Annotated in this window: 17 protein-coding genes; 1 reads left to right on the plus strand and 16 read right to left on the minus strand. The window is 57.6% G+C overall.

The genetic code is table 11. The features are described 5' to 3' along the window. The first annotated feature begins 63 nt into the window (after positions 1 to 63). Positions 64 to 510, plus strand: a complete 447-nt coding sequence (locus RDV48_09325) for a hypothetical protein (GenBank protein MDQ7822980.1) — start codon at positions 64 to 66, stop codon at positions 508 to 510. On the opposite strand, the gene RDV48_09330 is transcribed toward RDV48_09325, so the two are convergent. The 16 genes from RDV48_09330 to RDV48_09405 form a co-directional block, all read right to left on the minus strand. Continuing rightward, positions 479 to 1,738 carry a pitrilysin family protein gene (locus RDV48_09330; protein MDQ7822981.1) on the minus strand — a complete coding sequence of 420 codons (1,260 nt, stop codon included), beginning with the start codon at positions 1,736 to 1,738 and terminating at the stop codon, positions 479 to 481. The genes RDV48_09325 and RDV48_09330 overlap by 32 nt on opposite strands. Next, positions 1,735 to 3,123, minus strand: coding sequence for a pitrilysin family protein (locus tag RDV48_09335; protein MDQ7822982.1), 1,389 nt, complete (start codon positions 3,121 to 3,123; stop codon positions 1,735 to 1,737). The genes RDV48_09330 and RDV48_09335 overlap by 4 nt, the downstream gene beginning before the upstream one ends. Next, positions 3,078 to 4,298, minus strand: a complete 1,221-nt coding sequence (locus RDV48_09340) for a hypothetical protein (protein ID MDQ7822983.1) — start codon at positions 4,296 to 4,298, stop codon at positions 3,078 to 3,080. Before RDV48_09340 ends, RDV48_09335 begins: the two co-directional genes overlap by 46 nt. Before the next feature lie 92 nt (positions 4,299 to 4,390). After that, positions 4,391 to 5,641: a hypothetical protein gene (locus tag RDV48_09345; protein MDQ7822984.1), complete on the minus strand. Its 1,251-nt coding sequence runs from the start codon at positions 5,639 to 5,641 to the stop codon at positions 4,391 to 4,393. Between the two features lie 162 nt (positions 5,642 to 5,803). Next, positions 5,804 to 7,081, minus strand: a complete 1,278-nt coding sequence (locus RDV48_09350) for a hypothetical protein (protein MDQ7822985.1) — start codon at positions 7,079 to 7,081, stop codon at positions 5,804 to 5,806. Between the two features lie 89 nt (positions 7,082 to 7,170). After that, complete coding sequence (gene fusA / locus RDV48_09355; GenBank protein ID MDQ7822986.1) at positions 7,171 to 9,255, minus strand: elongation factor G; 2,085 nt, start codon at positions 9,253 to 9,255, stop codon at positions 7,171 to 7,173. A 94-nt stretch (positions 9,256 to 9,349) separates the two neighbouring features. Then, a complete protein-coding gene (locus RDV48_09360; protein MDQ7822987.1) occupies positions 9,350 to 9,514 on the minus strand; it encodes a hypothetical protein in 165 nt (54 codons plus the stop codon). Between the two features lie 152 nt (positions 9,515 to 9,666). Next, on the minus strand, positions 9,667 to 10,419 hold the full coding sequence (locus RDV48_09365) for a nucleotidyltransferase family protein (protein MDQ7822988.1): 753 nt from the start codon (positions 10,417 to 10,419) through the stop codon (positions 9,667 to 9,669). Then, a complete protein-coding gene (gene ispE / locus RDV48_09370) occupies positions 10,407 to 11,267 on the minus strand; it encodes a 4-(cytidine 5'-diphospho)-2-C-methyl-D-erythritol kinase (protein MDQ7822989.1) in 861 nt (286 codons plus the stop codon). The genes RDV48_09365 and ispE overlap by 13 nt, the downstream gene beginning before the upstream one ends. Before the next feature lie 23 nt (positions 11,268 to 11,290). Further along, positions 11,291 to 13,213, minus strand: coding sequence for a DUF3857 domain-containing protein (locus tag RDV48_09375; GenBank protein ID MDQ7822990.1), 1,923 nt, complete (start codon positions 13,211 to 13,213; stop codon positions 11,291 to 11,293). A 61-nt stretch (positions 13,214 to 13,274) separates the two neighbouring features. Next, entirely contained in the window at positions 13,275 to 14,255 is a 981-nt protein-coding gene (locus RDV48_09380) for an ATP-binding cassette domain-containing protein (protein ID MDQ7822991.1), read from the minus strand. Between the two features lie 27 nt (positions 14,256 to 14,282). Next, complete coding sequence (locus RDV48_09385) at positions 14,283 to 15,284, minus strand: ABC transporter ATP-binding protein (protein ID MDQ7822992.1); 1,002 nt, start codon at positions 15,282 to 15,284, stop codon at positions 14,283 to 14,285. Continuing rightward, positions 15,284 to 16,936, minus strand: a complete 1,653-nt coding sequence (locus RDV48_09390; protein MDQ7822993.1) for an ABC transporter substrate-binding protein — start codon at positions 16,934 to 16,936, stop codon at positions 15,284 to 15,286. Before RDV48_09390 ends, RDV48_09385 begins: the two co-directional genes overlap by 1 nt. Positions 16,937 to 16,969: 33 nt before the next feature. Further along, the gene (gene secG / locus RDV48_09395; GenBank protein MDQ7822994.1) at positions 16,970 to 17,332 is read right to left on the minus strand and encodes a preprotein translocase subunit SecG; all 363 of its coding nucleotides are present in this window, start codon (positions 17,330 to 17,332) and stop codon (positions 16,970 to 16,972) included. Positions 17,333 to 17,398: 66 nt separating this feature from the next. Continuing rightward, the gene (gene tpiA, locus RDV48_09400) at positions 17,399 to 18,154 is read right to left on the minus strand and encodes a triose-phosphate isomerase (GenBank protein ID MDQ7822995.1); all 756 of its coding nucleotides are present in this window, start codon (positions 18,152 to 18,154) and stop codon (positions 17,399 to 17,401) included. Then, positions 18,151 to 19,359, minus strand: coding sequence for a phosphoglycerate kinase (locus tag RDV48_09405; GenBank protein ID MDQ7822996.1), 1,209 nt, complete (start codon positions 19,357 to 19,359; stop codon positions 18,151 to 18,153). The genes tpiA and RDV48_09405 overlap by 4 nt, the downstream gene beginning before the upstream one ends. Between the last annotated feature and the right edge of the window lie 2 nt (positions 19,360 to 19,361).

A 19,361-nucleotide genomic window follows, 5' to 3' on the forward strand; every position in this document is an offset into this window, starting at 1 on the left:
TATACCCCATGGGTATGACCCGTTCAAGGACTGGGGAGGAAAAAGCCCAAGGAGGTCTCATAAATGGATCCCATTGATCCGGCCAGCCTGCAGGCCAAGCCCGGCGGAATGGCTCCTCTCACCGAAGAATTCTACCTCCAGCAGAAAAAGCAGCTCAAACAGGCCAAGATGGAGACGACGGCGCCCATGGATGCCCACGACGTCTTCTCTCTGTCACCGGAAGCAGCGACACAGCTTCCCAAGGACAAGTTTGAGAGCTTCCTGGAAACGGCGAAAAACAACATCCTGAAAATGGATCCCAACTCCAAGAACTTTCTCCCCGACGCCACATCCCGGCTGGTGTCCTCAGCGCTCGAGCAGGAGTTCGGCGAGGGCATCATCCAGAACCCCGGCTACCCCCAGATGAAAGCGAAGCTCACCAAGCGCATCCTCAGCGATCCGAAGTACCGCGACATCATGGAAGAGTTCCTGACGCTTCTCAACCTTTCGGAGCAATCATCGAACAGGTAAAGCGCTCCGTATCGAGGAACTTCTGCGCCACCTGCCTTATCTGCTCCCCTTTCACCCGCCTCACCCTCCGGGGATAGCGCTCCACAAAGTCATGGCCAAGGCCGGCAAGCTCGTAAAAAGCACGAAGCGATGCCTGGGAGGATTTTCTCTGCAGCGATATCTCATGGAGCCCTATCATGTAGTGCTTTACTCTCTCGACTTCCTCGGGAGAGGGCGCCTCCTCGGTGAGGGCCTTGAGCTCACGGAGAAGGCCTGCGAGAGCCCTGTCCTTCTTCTCAAGGCTGGTGAGCATGTAAGCCTTGAAGCATCCGAAGTGGCGTCGGGCCGTGTAGGTGCTGCTCACCAGGTAGGCAAGCCCCTCGATGTCCCTGAGGGTGATAAAGAGCCTGCTCCCCATGCCCGACAGCAGATAATCAAGGACCTTGAAGGGGAAATAGTCATGGGAGAGAAGGGACGGGGCGGGAAAGCCCAGGCAGAGGGCAACCTGCCTCTTGTCGCGCTCCTCGCTCACATGCTTCATCACGCGCTCAGGGGGCATGATCCGCGGCTTCTCAAGGGAGCCGTGGTAGGTTCTGAAGCCTTTGAAGGCGTCGGCAATCTTTTTTATGGCATCGCGGGTCTTCACGTCACCCACGAGGGTGAAGACCATCCTGCCGGGCGCATAGAACCTGCGGTGCCATTGTACCACGTCCCTGCGGGTGATGTGCTTGATGGAGCCGGGCTTTCCTATGATATCAAAGCCATAGGGGCTGTTATCAAAAAGGCGCTCCTCGCAGAGGTCCATGCAGTGGCTCAGGATATCATCCTTTTTGTTTTCAATCTCCAGGATCAGGTTGATTTTTTCCTTTTCAAGCTCCTCCTCGGGAAACCGGGGGTCCATCAGGCACTCGGCAAAAAGCTCAAGGGCATGGGAAAAATGCCGGGAGACGGCCTGCATGGACGCGCCGAAAGCCTCCTTGCCCGTAAAGGGATGGAGGGTCGCCCCCAGGTACTCTATCTCGCCAGCGATCTCCTCGGCGGTACGTTTCCTGGTGCCTTTGATCAGAAGGCGCTGCATCAGGTAGGTAATCCCCTGGTTTGAAGGATCCTCGTAAATGACGCCCCCGGGGAAATATACGCAGAAGCTCACAATGGGTGTTGAGTGGTTCTCCTGCGTCACGACGGTGCTGCCCGAGGGGGTCATGATCTTCATTGAATCCGGAGTCGCCAATTGTATCTTTGCAGTCATTGCAGAGCCCCTTTCACCTGGGGAGCATAGAGAACGCAGGAGCTGTTTTCCTTCACAAGGTAGCGCTCCGCCACTCTTTTTATGTCATCCCTCGAGACGGCATAGAGCTTCTGGACATAACGGTCGGCAAGGGTGTAATCGCCGAGCATCTCATAATAGCCGAGTTTCTTGCAGAGGCCCTCGACGGTCTCCTGGGAGAAGACATAGGAGCTCTCCACCATGTTCTTTGCCTTGGCAAGCTCATGGCCCGTGACACCTTCGCGGCACACCATGGCAATCTGCTTCCACAGCTCATCAATGGTGGCCTCTGTTTTCTTCTCCTCCATGGTCGCCTCCACGATAAAGAGGCCGAGATCCCTCTCTGCGAGGATGCTTGCCCCGATGGTATTCACAAGGGCGAGCTTCTCTCTGAGGCCCTGGTGAAGCCTCGAGCTCCTCCCTTCGCCCAGAATGCTTGCGAGAAGGTCAAGGGCATAGGTGTCCTCTTCAAAAATACCTCCCACATGAAACCCTATATTGAGATGGGAGCTCCCGATATCGCCGCGGTAGTGCTCCTCTCTTGCCTCACACTGTGGAGGCTCGGGCGGTGAGGGGTTCTCAGGCACATTGAGGGGCGCCATGTCCTCAAAGGCGTCCTTTACGGCGTTGAAAGCCCTCTTCGTGTCGATATCACCTACGACCACGCATGCCATGTTATTGGGCACGTAGTGGCTCCGGTAATAATTCACCAGGTCATCGCGGGAAAGCGATGCCACCGCTGATTCAAGCCCTGCAACGGGGCGACGGTAGCGATGCTCCTTGAAGGCAGCAGCCATGAGCTTTTCAAAACAGAACATCTCGGGCCGGTCCTCGTACATCCTGATCTCTTCGATGATGACCTGGCTCTCCTTGGCAATTTCGCCCTCGTCAAAAAGGGTGTGCTTCGAGGCATCGGCCTGGATCTCGAGGGCGGTCTTAAAATACCTGCTCGGGAGCACAATCCAGTAACAGGTGCACTCATAGGCGGTGAAGCCGTTGATGTAGCCCCCGAGGGAATGGACCTCCTGTGCTATACGCCCGGGAGGCCTTGTAGGGGTGCCTTTGAAAAGCATGTGCTCTACGAAGTGGGAGATACCGGCCTCGCGATCATCTTCATGGCAGGACCCCACATGGACCCAGAGGGAAATGCAGACCACCGAGGCGGGGTACACTTCCTTTACCAGGACGGTGAGGCCGTTGCGGAGCATTTTCCTGGTGACAGGCGAGGCAAGGAGCGAGTAAGGGATCTCTTCCCTTTCGCGAGAGTCTAAATGGGGGCGGCGATGAAGCTGCATTTCCAGAAAATTCGCGAAGGACTTCTCTATTCCTTCTGGGTGCCCGAGGGATTGAATTTCATCACGCGGCACTGGGTGCTCCCCACGCACTCCGCCGTCACCACATTGAATTCGGGATCTTCCACCCAGTAGAGAAGCCCTCCCGAATATTGAAAGGTGAGGGGCGAGGTGCATGTCGTCCATGGGCCGAGGGCATTCACCGCCGGGAGGGTGATGTCGTTGACGCTCTCGTAGTAGATGCTCCCTGCGTTGGCCCTCGTCTCGTTCACTGAAAAGAAAAGCTGGCCGATATGGGGGCCAGAGAGGGCGAAGGGCCTCCAGCGTCCTGTTTCTAAAGTGTCGGCAGTGGTGACCATGGCTGCCGTGCTGAAGAGAAAGCGGTAGATACCGGTGTCCTGCTGGTAATTGGCGAAATAGACGAAATTGGTGCTGTTGTCGTAGAGGAGCGCCGTGGGATAGCGGCAGTTCTGGGAGTTGGTGTAGGCCTTGAAAGGCGCCTGGTCCTTGGCGAGCTTCACAAACCAGATAGTGGAGCCTGAGCCTGCAAGCTCCGCCACGAGGGCATTCCCGTTCCCGTCAAAGCAGAAATTGTAGGGAAAGTTGAAGCCCTGGGTGCTGTTGATGGTCTCCACCTGTGAGTCACCCGTCGAGAAGCCTCCCTGAGGTACCTGAGAGGAGGGGATACCGGCATTGATGCGCCTCATGCGGCCGTTTGCCTGCACGAACTCCGTCCAGTAGATGCAGCCGTCGGTGTTGAACTTGATCCACACGGGATTGGTGAGGCCTTTCACGTAAGTCTCGGCAGTGCCCCACCCCTCGTTCTGCTCCGGGACCTTGAGCCTCATGACGGTGCCGACGCTTGATTTCTGGGTGAAATAGAGATAACTTGTGCCCCCTGAGGCCCCCAGGGTGAGGCTGTATGTCGAAGGGTAGCCTCCCGCCACCGTCTCCACCTTGTTCTGCGGATCACCGCTCGTTTTTATGCGGTACACGCCGCCTCCGTTCCCGATGTTCTCTGTCCAGTACGCATACTGCCCGTCGGGCGAGAGGGCAATGTCAAAGGCGTTGGTGCGGCCCGTGGCGAGGACCGTCTCAACAGGCGTCATTGAAGGGGCAGGCGAAGGGTAGGGCGTGGGCCCCCAGGCGCTCCCGCCGTTGATGTCGGCATAGAGCACGATGCCGCCGCACCCCGCGATGACAAGGAGCATGACAAGGACAAGGAAATATGAAGAAATGTTTTTTTTCATGGCCTGGCCTCCCCGCCGACATGCTTTCTCTCACTTCCCAACGAAAAGAGAGCAGGTTGCCCTGCCCTCTCTGTCAGCTTTCAAAGGTTTTCTTACTTGCCTGTCGGGTCATATTTCATCACGCGGCAGTTGCTGCTTCCCGTGCATGTCGCCGTCGTCGTGTTGAAGTCCGGGTCCTCCGTCCAGTAATACTTGCCGGCCGATATCACAAACTGCAGAGGCGACGTGGCCGTCGTGTTGCTCCCCAGCACGTTCACCGCCGCGTCGGTAATCTTGCTGACATCCTCGGAATAAATGCTCCCCGCGTTTGCCCGCGTCTCGTTCACTGAAAAATATACCTTTCCCGCAGAAGGGCCAAACAGGTAGAACGCGCGCCAGCGACCCGTCTCCACCGTGGCTTCAGGCGTCGTCACCGTTTCGTATACTCCCGACGTCTGCTTGATCTTGAAGCGGTACACCCCCGTGTCGGCCTGGTAGTTGGCGTAATACACGTAATTGTTGGAGTTGTCATAGGCAAGGCCCGTGGGGTAGCGGCAGGTCTGGGCATCGGTGAAGATCTTCGACGGCGTCGAGTCCTTCGTCATCCCCGTGATCCAGATGTTGGAGCCTGAGCCCGCAAGCTCGGCAATGATAGCGTTGTTGGTGGTGGAATCCAGGATGAAGCGGTAGGGATAGTTGAATCCCTGGGAGCTGTTGATGGTCTCCACCTCTGTGCTGGCCGTCGTATAGCCCCCCGTCGGTATCTGCTGCGTCGTGTAGCTTGACTGGATGCGGCGGAAGCGGCCGTTCGCCTGCACAAACTCCGTCCAGTAGATAATCCCGTTCGACTCGCGGACCCACGCAGGGTTCGTAAGACCGCTCACATAGGTCTCGGCGGTGCCCCACGATCCCCCCGTCGTCGTGGGAATCTTGAGGCGCATGATGGTGCCCTGCCCCGTGCCCACGAACTGCGAGTAATACAGGTAGCCTGCAGACGATACACAGATCGAGTAGGCATTGGCGCCTGACGTGCCCGTAGCAAGCGCCTGAGGCGTCGTCGTGGTGCCGTCGGTCTTGGCAGCGTACACGCCGCCCGAGCCGCCGGTCTGGGTCCAGTACACATACGTGTTGTCCGATGACAGAGCCAGGTCAAAGGCATTGGTGAGGCCCTGGGCGAGGGTGGTCTCCTTGCCCGTGCTGGGCGAGCCAGTCGGATTCGGCGATGGATTGGGAGAGCCGCTCACCGAGGGGCTCGGCGAAGAGGAGCTTGATGAGCCGCTGTTGCATCCCTCCGTCAGGAAAAGCGCGATCATGAAGAGCACGAGAAAGATGACCGCTCCTAAGGTGAAATAAGATTTTTTCATGAGATCCCTCCTTGCTATGCCTTCCCCTGCAGGCTACCTGGGGCCTGCACAGGGGAGTGCCCATGAACTTCTCTTTCCCCGGGATTTTCCCTTTAAGAGGGAAGAGAAAAAAGTGGGCCGGTCGCCCGGCCCACTTTACTCCCGCTCAATCCTTTTCTTTCCCTATTTCCCGGTGGGATCATACTTCATCACGCGGCAGTTGCTGCTTCCCGTGCATGTCGCTGTCGTCGTGTTGAAGTCCGGGTCCTCCGTCCAGTAATACTTGCCGGCCGATATCACAAACTGCAGAGGCGACGTGGCCGTCGTGTTGCTCCCCAGCACGTTCACCGCCGCGTCGGTAATCTTGCTGACATCCTCGGAATAAATGCTCCCCGCGTTTGCCCGCGTCTCGTTCACTGAAAAATATACCTTTCCCGCAGAAGGGCCAAACAGGTAGAACGCGCGCCAGCGACCCGTCTCCACCGTGGCTTCAGGCGTCGTCACCGTTTCGTATACTCCCGACGTCTGCTTGATCTTGAAGCGGTACACCCCCGTGTCGGCCTGGTAGTTGGCGTAATACACGTAATTGTTGGAGTTGTCATAGGCAAGGCCCGTGGGGTAGCGGCAGGTCTGGGCATCGGTGAAGATCTTCGACGGCGTCGAGTCCTTCGTCATCCCCGTGATCCAGATGTTGGAGCCTGAGCCCGCAAGCTCGGCAATGATAGCGTTGTTGGTGGTGGAATCCAGGATGAAGCGGTAGGGATAGTTGAATCCCTGGGAGCTGTTGATGGTCTCCACCTCTGTGCTGGCCGTCGTATAGCCCCCCGTCGGTATCTGCTGCGTCGTGTAGCTTGACTGGATGCGGCGGAAGCGGCCGTTCGCCTGCACAAACTCCGTCCAGTAGATAATCCCGTTCGACTCGCGGACCCACGCAGGGTTCGTAAGACCGCTCACATAGGTCTCGGCGGTGCCCCACGATCCCCCCGTCGTCGTGGGAATCTTGAGGCGCATGATGGTGCCCTGCCCCGTGCCCACGAACTGCGAGTAATACAGGTAGCCTGCAGACGATACACAGATCGAGTAGGCATTGGCGCCTGACGTGCCCGTAGCAAGCGCCTGAGGCGTCGTCGTGGTGCCGTCGGTCTTGGCAGCGTACACGCCGCCCGAGCCGCCGGTCTGGGTCCAGTACACATACGTGTTGTCCGATGACAGCGCCAGGTCAAAGGCATTGGTCAAGCCCTGGGCGAGGGTGGTCTCCTTGCCCGTGCCGGGCGAGCTCGTGCCCGTCGGCGAAGGCGTGGCAGAGCCGCTCACCGAGGGGCTCGGCGAAGCCGTGTTATAATTGCCGTAAGGCAGCATGGCGCCGCCCGGCGTTCCCTGGCCTCCGCAGCCAGCGTAAAAGAACAGGCAGCCCATCACGAGCAGCCCTACCAAGATGAACGAGATTCTGGTGAATTTCACAATCCCCCTCCTTTTCTCATGGTCAAAATTCATTGAAGGTTCCTTTGTCAGTCCGTCATATTTCTTTGCGGCAGAAAAATATCCTTCTCCTATTCCTCCTTCTCCCTTGCCTTCTTGTAAGCGGCAATGATGCCCTCGGCGATCTGGGCCGGCACCTCCTCGTAGTGGGAGAACTTCATGGAATAGACGCCCCTGCCCTGGGTCATGGACCTGAGATCGATTGAGTAGCGCTGCACTTCCGCCAGGGGCACCTGGGCCCTTATCTTCTGCTGACCCTTGGGAAGGGGATCCATTCCCATTATCCTGCCGCGCTTCCCGTTGAGGTCGCCTATCACGTCACCCATGAACTGCTCGGGCACCAGGGTCTCCACATCATAGATGGGCTCGAGCAGGCAGGGGCTCGCCATGTCCATGCCCTTCTTGAGGCCCAGGCTCCCCGCTATCTGGAAGGCCATATCGGAGGAATCCACCGTGTGGTAGGAGCCGTCATAGACAGCGACTCGGATGTCAGTGATGGGATAGCCGGCGATGCATCCCTCCTCCATGGTCTTGCGGATGCCCTTCTCAATCGAGGGGATATAGTTCCTCGGTATGACGCCTCCCACGATCTTGTCCACGAACTCGAAATGCTTGCCCTTCTCGAGGGGCTCCAGCTCGAGCCAGCAGTGGCCGTACTGGCCGCGGCCGCCCGACTGCTTCTTGTGCTTTCCCTCGACCTTGACGGCGGTTCTTATGGTCTCCTTGTAAGCCACTTTCGGCGTCACCAGGTCCACGTCAACACCGAACTTCCTCTTGAGGCGGTCCTTGACAATCTCCACATGGAGCTCTCCCATGCCGGAGATGATGGACTCCTTGGTCTCGGTGTCGCGCTTTACGCGGACCGTGGGATCCTCGTCGCTTATCTTGGAGAGGCCTGAGCTGAGCTTGTCCTCATCGCCCTTGCTCTTTGGATAGATGGCCATCGCCATGACTGGCTCGGGAAACTCTATGTCGTCGTAACGGATTGGCTTGTCCTTCGTGCAGAGCGTGTCGCCCGTCGTGGTGTCAGTGAGCTTTGCCACGGTGACGATATCACCCGAGTGCACCTCTTCCACTATGTCCTGGTGCTTTCCGCGGACCACCACGAGGTTGGCGATCTTCTCATCCTTCTCTCTCTTGGAGTTGTACACCACTGAGTCGCTCTTCAGAATGCCCGAGAAGAGGCGCATAAAGGTGAGCTTTCCCACGTAGGGATCAGCCGTGGTCTTGAAGACAAGCGCCGAGAAAGGCTCGGCATCAGTCCCCATGCGCTTGATCCTCTCGCCTGTCTTGGTATCGACTCCTTCGTAAGGACCGCATTCGGCAGGTGACGGAATGTACTCGATGATGGCGTCCATCAGGGCATCGACGCCTATGTTTTTCACCGAAGAGCCGCAGAGTGCAGGGATGAGCTTCCCCTGCTTCACGCAGCCCTTGAGGCCCTTCTTCACCTCTTCAACGGAGAGCTTCTCTTCTCCGATGAACTTCTCTATAAGCACGTCATCGCCTTCAGCGGCGGCCTCCACGAGCTTATCACGGTATTCCTTGACTTTATCCTTGAGGTCTGCCGGTATATCGGCCTTCTGGGCCTTCCCCCCCTGGTACTTATAAGCGGTCTCGGTGATGAGGTCCACATAGCCGACAAAGGTATCAAAAGACCCGATGGGGACCTGGAGGGGAACACAGGGCCTGCCGAGCTTCTCGCTGAGATCGTTCGCGACTTTGTAAAAATCGGAGTTCTCCTTGTCCATCTTGTTGACAAAGAGCATGGCAGGGATGGAATTTTTCTCGACTTCATCCCACATCCGCTCCAGGCCCACCTCCATGCCCACGTTTGCAGAGGCAAAGAGGACACACCCTTCGATGACGCGCAGAGACCCCTTCACCTCGGCTATAAAATCCAGAAAGCCCGGCACATCGAGGCAGTTGAGCTTGTGCTCTTTCCACTCGCAGGGCGCCAGCGCCGTGTAAATGGATATGCCCCTCTTCACTTCGTCGGGATCAAAATCCAGGGCGGTGTTGCCATCCTCCACCTTCCCCATTCTGTCAAGAACGCCGGTATTGAAAAGCATGGCCTCGCCCGTCGAGGTCTTCCCCGTGCTGCCATGCCCGAAAAATGCCACGTTCCTTATCTTTTCAGCACTGTACTTTTTCACCTTTCCTTGTCCTCCTTGCTCTTTCTTCCCGTATCAGAGAAAAGAGATGGTGCTCCATCTCATCTCTGTCCCACTCACGGAGTGATGGCTGCCCTCAGGAAGCGGACTGATATTCCTTCGGGATCTTTTTCCCCTTCTGCTCGGCACATTCCTTATGCCATTTGTTGCCTCCTACCTTGACAACCTCTTTTCCTTCCAGGAGGCCTCCGCAGCCTCTGCACTTGGGCTCTCCCGGCTTCTTTGCTGAACCTTTCCCCATATGTCACCTCTCTCGCAATAGTATCAGGAAGCCATGACACGTAGAAATCCCTTGATGGTTTATCGAAGAGCCATGGCGCCTTTTCTCTCTGAAAAATGGTAATATTCTCCAGCAAGAGAGAAACTCCTCTCTGGGCAGGGAAGACCCTGGCATCACGCGAGAAGACGCTCTGCGAACCTCAGCACTTCCAGGTCGTCGATGTTGAAGGCGGCGTTCCCCTGGCGGATCCTCACGGCCACCGCCGGGGCGCCAAGGAGGGCCGTTATCTTCTTCTCAAGATCGGCAAGGGAGAGAAGGCCTGCCGCAAACTTCAGGATTATCGGAAGACCTAGCATGGAGGCGCTCTGGAAGGGGTTTTTCCTCGCGGCGGTGAGGGTGGTGAAGAGTCTCTCGCACTGGGGGAAGACGGCAGGCTCAAGGAGCACGAGGCTCCCTCCGCAGAAGGTGCCTTCACGGAGCCTCGCATAGGTATGACGGAGCCCCGGATAAGACCGCTCCGAATCGCTTTTCTCTACATAGGCATAGCACACTGAGCCCTGCCTTTCCCGGCACCCCCGCAGGAACTCCTCCACGGCACCGGCCGTGAGAAGGGGAATATCGGAAGGCATGACAAGAACTTTCTCAGAGGGCGAGGGAAGGGCCTCAAGGCCGGCACGGAGCGATGCCACCATCGAAGAGCCTCCCGTCACGGCGTGATCCACATGCTCGCCGACCAGGGGAGGCACGGGAAGCGAGGGCGCCACGAGCACCTTGCGGGAGAGCTCCTGCACCCCGGAAAGGGCTTCCAGCACATACTGCACCATCATTTTTCCATGGAGCGGGATATAGGCCTTGTGCTCCACGTCATAGAGAGCACGGAACTCCTCTTCCATCTTCCCGCCGGCAAGAATTATCACGTCATGCATTGAGACCTCCTGAGGGTAGTGGTGGGAATGACGAGGCACTCACCGGAGAATGCTCCGGCAAAATCCCTGAGCCTCCCCTTTTCACGGTGGTACCCCACGACAGCCGATCCGCTCCCCGTAAGAGATGCCGCCTCGCATCCAAGGGCAAGGAGCTTTTCCTTGATATGGGCAATTTCATGATAGCGGGAAAAAATGACCTCCTCAAAATCATTTCCGATAACGAGGGAAGCCTCGTCGGGCAGAGTGGCACAGGACCGGGCATCTTGAAGGGCCTGATGAGAGGAGCCGCTCCTTTCATCCCACCACCGGTAGGCATCCTTTGAGGAGATGGCACGGGGGGGCATCACGATGACCGCTTCGCGGTCCGAGAAATCAGCAAGAGGCGTCACATGCTCCCCCCTCCCCGTCACCATTGCCGTTCCTCCATAGTAAAAATAGGGGACATCGGAGCCGATCCGTGCCGCAATCTCAAGGTATTCGTCCTCGGTGAGCTCAAGTGAGAGCAGCCCGTCAAGGGCCCTGATGGCGGCGAAGGCATCGCTCGACCCGCCTCCCAGGCCGGCGCCGGGAGGTATTCTCTTGGTAAGGACCATTTCAAGGCCGCAGGAGACACCGCGGTGGGCCATCACCTCGCGGACGGCACGGATAACAAGGTTCTCACCGGACGAGGGGATTCCGGGAAAGGGGCTTCTCACCTCAAGCCCTATGCCCGATGAAGAGCGCTCGACGGCGAGATCATCATGAAGAGCAACTGCCTGGAAGATGCTCCTTATCGTGTGGTAGCCGTCACCGCGCCTCCCGAGGATGGAAAGGGTCATATTCACTTTTGCATGGCACCGGTACCGCATCGTTCACGTACCCATGCCCCTCTCTAGAGGGGAGAGCGCTTTTCAAAGGTGATAAGGGCTTTCTGGGCTTCCACGGCAGCATTGAGAATTTCAATGAGGGCGGGGGCCTCAGAAGGCTCCACAATACCCTTTTTCACAGTAAGCCTGCTGTAGTAGTTGATATCGGAGCCCTGGGCGTTGCACACCACCTGGAACGATCCCACGGAATTCTCCTTGAGAAGGGTCCGGGGTGCACTCTTCACCGATACGCTCGGGGGGACAATCAGGTGGAACCTCCTGTCTTCCTGGAAGGCACTGCCCACCACGATGGGCCATTTCCTTTTTGAGGCATCGATCGACAGCAGATCCTTCATTTCGCCCCCGCCCATCAGAGGGAGCTTCGAGGTCCATTCATCATTGGACTTCTCGATAAAATCATTGATTATGAAGCGCATCATGATCGAGAAGGGGACCTCCTCGTACATTCCGTCCCTGATGGTGTAATCAAGGACCATGGCAACAGGATTCACCTGGCTGGCAAGAACCCTGGCAAGGTTCTGCTTCTCCTTCGTTCCTACGGCGTTGTAGATACGCTGCCACTGAAGCTTGTTTGCCCCGTACTCGCTCATCTTTATCACGCCGTCAACGGAGCCGTCAGCGCCAAGCTTTATCTCCCCCCTCAGCTCCTCCCTGTTGGCCTCGTAGTTCGAGCAGGGGGTGGTGGTGAGCTCTGTGCCCTTGTCATAGACAATGAGGGCCGGCCTTCCCTGGATCTCCGAGGGGAGGAGGCCGAGCTCCGTGGAGACACCTGTTCCGTCGATCCAGTAGCGCTTGCCCTCCACCCTGGCCATGACAAGTACCGTATCAAACTGCTGAATTATGGGGATCTCCCTGTAGATCCCCCCCATGGCGGAGGAGCCTACGAGCACGGGGTATGCCTCAATCCCCGCGTCCCGGAGAAGGGCGAGGACAAGGAGGGCAAAATCACGGGAGATGACATTTTTTTCGCTGTAGAGGGCTGAAGCGTCGTTGAACTCGTAGCCGCCGGTCCCAAAGCCGATATTTTCCACTTCTCTCTCCTTGAGGAGGAGACGGTAAATCTTCTTCAGGGCCTCTTCGCCGGTAGTATTGCCCACCTCGCGGGCAAAGTGCTCCTTCATGGCGGCGGTGCAGGCAAGATGGCTCTCCATCAGTGACCTCAGCAGGGTTCCCACTTCATCCCATGAGGTAAAGCTCCCGACCAGGATGCGCGAGGCGATATCCTGCACGGGAGGCATTGCAATCTCTTCACTTATGGGCTCCACGTTCCTGAACTGCCAGGTCATGATCTTCCGCCCCCCCTGGGTGCTCACCCGCGGCTCATACATGCCGTTTTTGTGGCCCGGGGTGAAGTAGTGGACCACTCTTGCCCGGGGCACCTCCAGGAAAAAGGAGGTCTCCCGGAGGCCTCCCATGTCCTGGGTAAAGGAGGTCTCCCAGAAGGGCTGTCCCGGGTAAGGCTTCAGGCCTATGGTCTTCAGCTGGTACTCCACAAGGCTCCCCTCTTTCACCTGGGGGAACTTGATGATCTTTACCCTGAGATTCTTGTAAAGAGGGACCCCCTTGAGGGCCGGGAAAGGCCCGTCCTCTATTGCCGTCGAGGGGACCTGGATGCTCGTGCCATCAGGCTGGATGGTCCTTGCCATGATAACGGAGACTTCCTGCCTGTCACCACAATACGTCCTTACCACCTGGCTGAAGCGCTCCACGCCTTTTTTGTCGATTATCTTAATAAGCTCGTTCTCGCTCTGCGTCATCTTCCCCTCGTCATCGACAGAAAGGCCGATATTGTCGCGGATGAAGGTGTAGCCCGCGCCCTGGGAAGAGTCTTTCGAGTCCTGGTCATCTGCGGGAAGCGCCTTCACAGGGAAGGAAAGCGCCACAATCAGGATAAGGGCAGCCACCAGTGGCAGGAATGTTTTTTTCATGGAAGGAAAGTCTCCTTTCTAAACTTCTCCTCTAGTTCTCTATGGGACAGGCAAGTCCTCTTTATCGCTCCCTTCCGGGGGCAAGGAGGTGGCATGCCGCGCTGTGGCCCTCCTCAACATCAAAGTCTTCGGGCTCCCGGAGCCTGCAGATATCGGCGGCAAGAGCACAGCGGGGGTGAAAATGGCAGCCCCCTGGAGGATGGACGGGATTGGGCACGTCACCGCTTTCCTGCGGCGCCTGGCTCTTTGAGAGCATATCGGGCACCGAGGCCAGCAGGAGCTTTGTATAGGGGTGAGCGGCGCTCTCGCAGACCTGCACGGCGCTCCCGAGCTCCACGATCCTCCCGAGGTACATGACGGCAATCCGCCTGCTCACATAGCGGACCACCGAGATGTCATGGGAGATGAAAAGATAGGAGAGGGAGAGCCTTGCCTGCAGATCCAGGAGCAGGTTCACGATCTGCGCCTGAATTGACACGTCCAGGGCTGATACAGGCTCATCGGCCACGACCATGCGCGGGCTGAGCGAGAGAGCCCTGGCAATCCCTATGCGCTGGCGCTGCCCGCCGCTGAATTCATGGGGGTAACGCCTGAGGCACTCTTCGGGGAGACCCACCCAGTCGAGAAGCTCCTTTACCCTCTCCCCGCGCTCGCGCCGCTCCATGCCGTTGATGGCAAGAGGCTCCTCAATGATGGTCCTGATGTTCATCCTGGGGTCAAGTGATGAATAGGGATCCTGGAATATTATCTGGAGCTCCTTCCTGAGGGCTCTCATCCTGCGGGGGGAGAGGCCTGCCATATCGATTCCACGGTAGAGAATCGCCCCTCCCGAGGGTTCTATGAGCCTCAGCACCAGCCTTCCCAGGGTGGTCTTGCCGCACCCTGACTCACCCACAAGGCCCAGGGTCTCCCCCTCTTCCAGGGAAAAGGAGACTCCGTCCAGGGCTTTCACTGTCTCCCTCGCCGAGGAGGAGAGAAATCCGCCGCCCCTGGTATAATGTTTTTTCAGATCCTTTACTTCAAGAAGGATCGTGCCAGCCATGGTCACCTTTTCCGGAAGCCGGGGCAGTCACTTTGCCTTACGCTCCCTGTCACGGTAAAGGAAACACTTTACAGAATGCCCCTGCTCAGCCTCCACTACCGGAGGGGACTCGCTCTCGCAGAGGCCCTTTATCCTAAAAGCGCAGCGGGGATGAAAAAGGCATCCGCCAATCTGCTCGGCAGGCGAGGGGGGATGGCCCTCAATGGGGACAAGTCTCCCCTTCTCCTCTCCCCTGAGCCGGGGAATCGAGTTGAGAAGGCCCTGTGTATAGGGATGAAGGGGTGTTGAAAAGAGGGCCTCCGTCTCTCCCTGCTCCTGGATGGTGCCGGCGTACATGACCGCAAGAGAGGAGCAGGTCTGCCGCACAAGGCCAAGGTTATGGGTGATAAGGAGGAGGGCCATCTGGAAATTCTCCCTCAGCTCCCCGAGAAGCCTCATGATCTCTGCCTGAACAGTCACGTCGAGGGCTGTCGTGGGCTCATCGGCAATAAGCAGCCTGGGGCTGCAGGCAAGCGCCATGGCGATCATGACCCGCTGGCGCATGCCGCCGCTGAACTGATGGGGATAGTCCCTGAGCCTTTTCCTGCCGCAGGGAATCCTCACCATCTCAAGGAGTGCCGAAGTCCTCTCAAGGGCTTCATGTCTTGAGACCTTTTCATGCATCAGAATATTCTCGGCGATCTGATCCCCTATGGAAAGGACCGGGTTGAGGGCCGTAAGGGGATCCTGGAATATCATGGAGAGGGCCTTCCCGCGCATTTTCCGCATCTTTTCCTCGGGGAGCGCCACAAGATCGAGTCCGTCAAAAAAGATGCTCCCCTTGACGACCTTACCAGGGCGGGGCACAAGCTTCATGAGGGAGAGAGAGGTAATGCTCTTTCCGCTTCCCGACTCTCCGACTATGCCGAGAGTCCCCCCCTTGCCGAGGGAAAAGGTCACGTCATCAACGGCCTTCAGGGTGGATTCCCTGGTGATGAAACAGATGCGGAGCCCTTCTACTTTCAGGAGCTCATCGGCAGCCGGGGACACTATCTGGGGCCTTCCCTTTCCCAGTATTCTATGTTCCAGAGGTTGTCGCCGAAGCCGCGGGGGTTGAAGTTCTTGAAGCCCTTCCTCACGGCGCTCACCTTGAGAGCAGAGAAGAGGGGGACAAGGGGAAGCTCCTCAGCCACCAGTACCTGGTGGCTCCTGAGCATTTCATTCCTTTTCCTGGTGTCAAGCTCTTCCGAAAAAGCCTTGCAGAGCTCCTCATTTTCTTTCGAATTCCACCGCGAGAAGTGGGACTTCGCAGAGTAATCCCTCACGGTGTCTATGGGCTTTGAGCCGAAATAGGTGCCCGGTGACACCCAGGGGGGAGCCTCAAGAGAGGAGAGGATCACCGAAGGGTAGGCATTCTTCCGGTACTGCGCAAGGGTGGTGAAGAAATTCTCCGAGCGCACCTTTTCTTCGCTTACCGTGATGCCCAGGGCCTCCCACTCCTTTTTCACCGTCGCGGCCACCGTGGCAAAGAGGGACTCGTCGGCATAATAGAGGCGCAGCGTGAGAGCCTTGTTCCCGCTCTTCCAGGTGCCGCTTGCGTCGCGCTTCCAGCCGATGGCATTGAGAGCTTCAAGGGCGGACTTCTGGCTGTATTGATAGCCTGAAAAAGCTGAAACGTAGGCAGGGTGCCTTTCCGCAAGCCAGCTTTGCGCAGGTTTTCCACCCTTTTCATACACATTCTTAACCAGCTCCTCCCTGTTGAGGGAGAGAAGGAGGGCCTTTCTGAGCTCCTTCTCCTCAAGGAGCGGTGATTCCATGTCAAAAAAGAGTGTTACCACCGACGATCCCGGAGTGAAATAGACGGAGAACTTCTCGTTTTCCGAGAGCATTTTTCCCTCGCTGTACGTGAGGGAGGGCATGATATCGAAGGCCCCGCCGAAAAGATCGGACTCAAAGGCATCCCTTGAGGGGAAGAATTTCACGTCGAAACGGGAAAGGGCGGCCTTTTTCCTGCCGTATTCGTCATTCCTCAGAAGAGAGAGGGAGGTGATCCGTTCTCTCTCGAGCTTGACATTGGCCGCCACGTAAGGCCCGTTGCAGATCAATTCGTAACGGTAAGGCTCCTTGAAGAATTCCTGGGCGTTCTCGTATATCTTTGCCTCGAGGAGCTCCCTCGGGAAGGCCTTGAGGTACTTCATGGAGCCGGCATCAAGACTTTTCCATGAAACCTCCACCCGGTCTTCTCCAAGACTCTTGACCTTGTCCACCGAGCGGGCCCAGCTGTCATTGGCCCCACGCAGGCCGGGAAAGACTGCCATCTGATAGAAGAAGATGAAATCCGGGGCTTCAAGGAAAAGGCCGTTAGACCAGCGGGCTCTCCCGTCTATGGCGAACTCCATTGCCATGGAGCTCCTTCCCCTCCTCACGACGGTTCCCGCTTCGGGGGAGGGGACTTCCTTTGCCATCAGAGGGAAAAGCTCCCACTTTTCGTTCCAATCCACGAGGCCCCGGAACATGACGTTGACTATCTCGTCGCCGCAGGCTTCACGGGGAAGGAGCGGGTTCAGGTTATAGGGGCAGCCGAGGATTCCTATCTTTATGGGTGGCTCTTGCTTCACCGGCCCCTTCACAGCACAGCTCTGCAGCAGCAGGGCACAGGCCATGAAAAGGACTGCCGCCCCCAGGAGCATTCGTGGTTTCATGACGCCCCTTTCCCTGAGCCTCTTCGCCTGTGCCTACTTGATCAGATTCTTCATCAGCATGAAGATCACAAGGGATCCGACGATGAAGGCTCCGGCAAGATAAGAAGTAATGAGGCCGATCTTTTCCTCGACGCTCTTCTTTCCTCTGAAGACTGACTGCGTGGCGCCCCCGAGCATGCCCGAAAGGCCCTCCGACTTGGTGGTCTGCAGCATAACCGCGGCAATCAGCCCTGCGCAGACAAGGAAATAGATCACCTGAAGCACAATGATCAAAATATTTCCCGGCTGATGGGGCATTACAGGAGGCGGCACCTGCTTCACGGCGGGATTCAATTCCACGGGCGTCTGGGCCTGGGCAAGAAAGAGCATTGCTTTGTATATCCAGTTGAGTATCATACCATGTCCCCTTCACAGTAAAGTAACTTCAAGATTGTATCATTATCCGATATGCCTGTCAAGGGATCAGGCCTCGTACTTCACAATGCGGGAAAAGCTCTCACAAGTAAGGCTCGCGCCGCCCACAAGGGCGCCGTCTATGTCGCGCTCCTTCATGAAGCTGTCTATGTTGTCAGGTTTTACGCTCCCGCCGTAAAGGATCCTCACCTTCCCGGCGCTCTCATCGCCTGCCTGCGCCGCCATGACATTTCTTATGGTGCTTACGGTTTTCTGCGCCTCGACCGGCGAGTCATTCTTACCCGTGCCTATTGCCCAGATGGGCTCATAGGCGATCACCACGCGCTCAACCTGTGATGCCGTGAGGTCCTTCAGGGCCGCCTGCACCTGGGTGGTGACCACATCCACTGTTTTTCCCTCTTCACGCTGCGCCAGACTCTCGCCCACGCAGATGATGGGAATAAGGCCTGCCTCCAGGGCTGCCTTGGCTTTCCTGTTCACCCACTCATCGGTCTCGGAAAAATACTTCCTTCGCTCCGAGTGGCCTATGATCACGTAAGTGCAGCCCACGTCCTTCAGCATGAGAGGAGCAACCTCGCCGGTGTAAGCTCCTTTCTCCTCCCAGAAGAGATCCTGGGCTCCCAGCTTTATGGTCTTGCCGTCGAGGATCGAAGACACGGCCTGAAGAGCCGTGAAGGGGGGGCATACCACCACTTCCCTCTCGTAAAGCTTCCCTATGGCGCGGTGAAGCTCCTCGACAAGCTCCTTCGCCTCCCTCACTGTCTTGTGAAGTTTCCAGTTTCCTGCAAGCAGGGGGGTTCTCATGGCCTTGCTCCTTTCACCGTGAGTGCCGCCTTCTCCTTGAGAATGGCAACACCGGGAAGCTCTTTCCCTTCCATGAACTCAAGGGAGGCGCCGCCGCCCGTGGAAAGATGGGTCATCCTGTCGCCAAAGCCGAGCTGCTTCACCGCCGCGACGGAGTCACCGCCGCCTATGCAGGTAAGGGCTTTGCTCTCGGCCAGGATCTTCGCCACTTCCAGGGTGCCCCTGGCGAAGTCCTTGTTTTCAAAAATACCCATGGGGCCGTTCCAGAAGATGGTCCTGGCAGCAAGAAGCTGCTTTCTGAAGAGCTCCACCGTCCCGGGGCCTATGTCCACGCCCATCATGTCGGCGGGAATCGCGTCAACAGAGACGACAGTGCCGCCTGTGCTGTCCTTGTCAGCGGCCACGACGACATCGACGGGAAGCTCAAGCGTCACATTCTTCTCCTTCGCAAGCTCCAGGATCTCCCGGGCATTGCCTTCATTTTCATCAAGGAGCGACTTCCCGATGCTGTGCCCCTGGACCTTCAGGAAGGTGAAGGCCATGCCGCCGCCTATCAGCAGCGCATCGACCTTCCCCACGAGGTTCTTGAGCACGGCCACCTTGTCAGTCACCTTGGCGCCGCCGAGGACGGCCACAAAGGGACGGTCGGGCTGCGCTACGAGCCTCCCAAGGTTCGCGAGCTCCTTTTCCATCAGGAAGCCCGCCACGGCAACGGGGAGAAGCTCCGCCACGCCGTAGGTCGAGGCATGGGCCCTGTGGGCTGTGCCGAAGGCGTCGTCAACATATATTTCCGCCAGGGAGGCAAGCTTCTTGGAGAACTCCCTGTCATTCTTGGTCTCCTCTCTGTGAAAGCGGAGATTTTCAAGCATGACGACATCACCGGCCTTCATGGCCATCACTTCGCGCTCCACCTCGGGCCCTATGCAGTCGGAGAGCATCTTCACCTCGCGGTGAAGGAGCTCGGAAAGACGGGCGGCCACCGGCTTGAGGCTCATTTCGGGCACGACCTGCCCCTCGGGCCTTCCGAGGTGTGACGCCACGACGACCTTGGCTCCATGATCCATAAGGTACTTAAGGGTAGGGAGGGACTCTCTGATCCTCGTGTCATCCTTGATGACACCTCCCTTGAGAGGCACATTGTAATCGACGCGGACCAAGACTCTTCTGTCCTTCACGTCGATGTCGCGCACTGTTGCCTTTTCCATTG

The sequence above is a fragment of the Candidatus Eremiobacterota bacterium genome (genome assembly GCA_031082125.1).
Taxonomy (GTDB): domain Bacteria; phylum Vulcanimicrobiota; class CADAWZ01; order CADAWZ01; family Ess09-12; genus Ess09-12.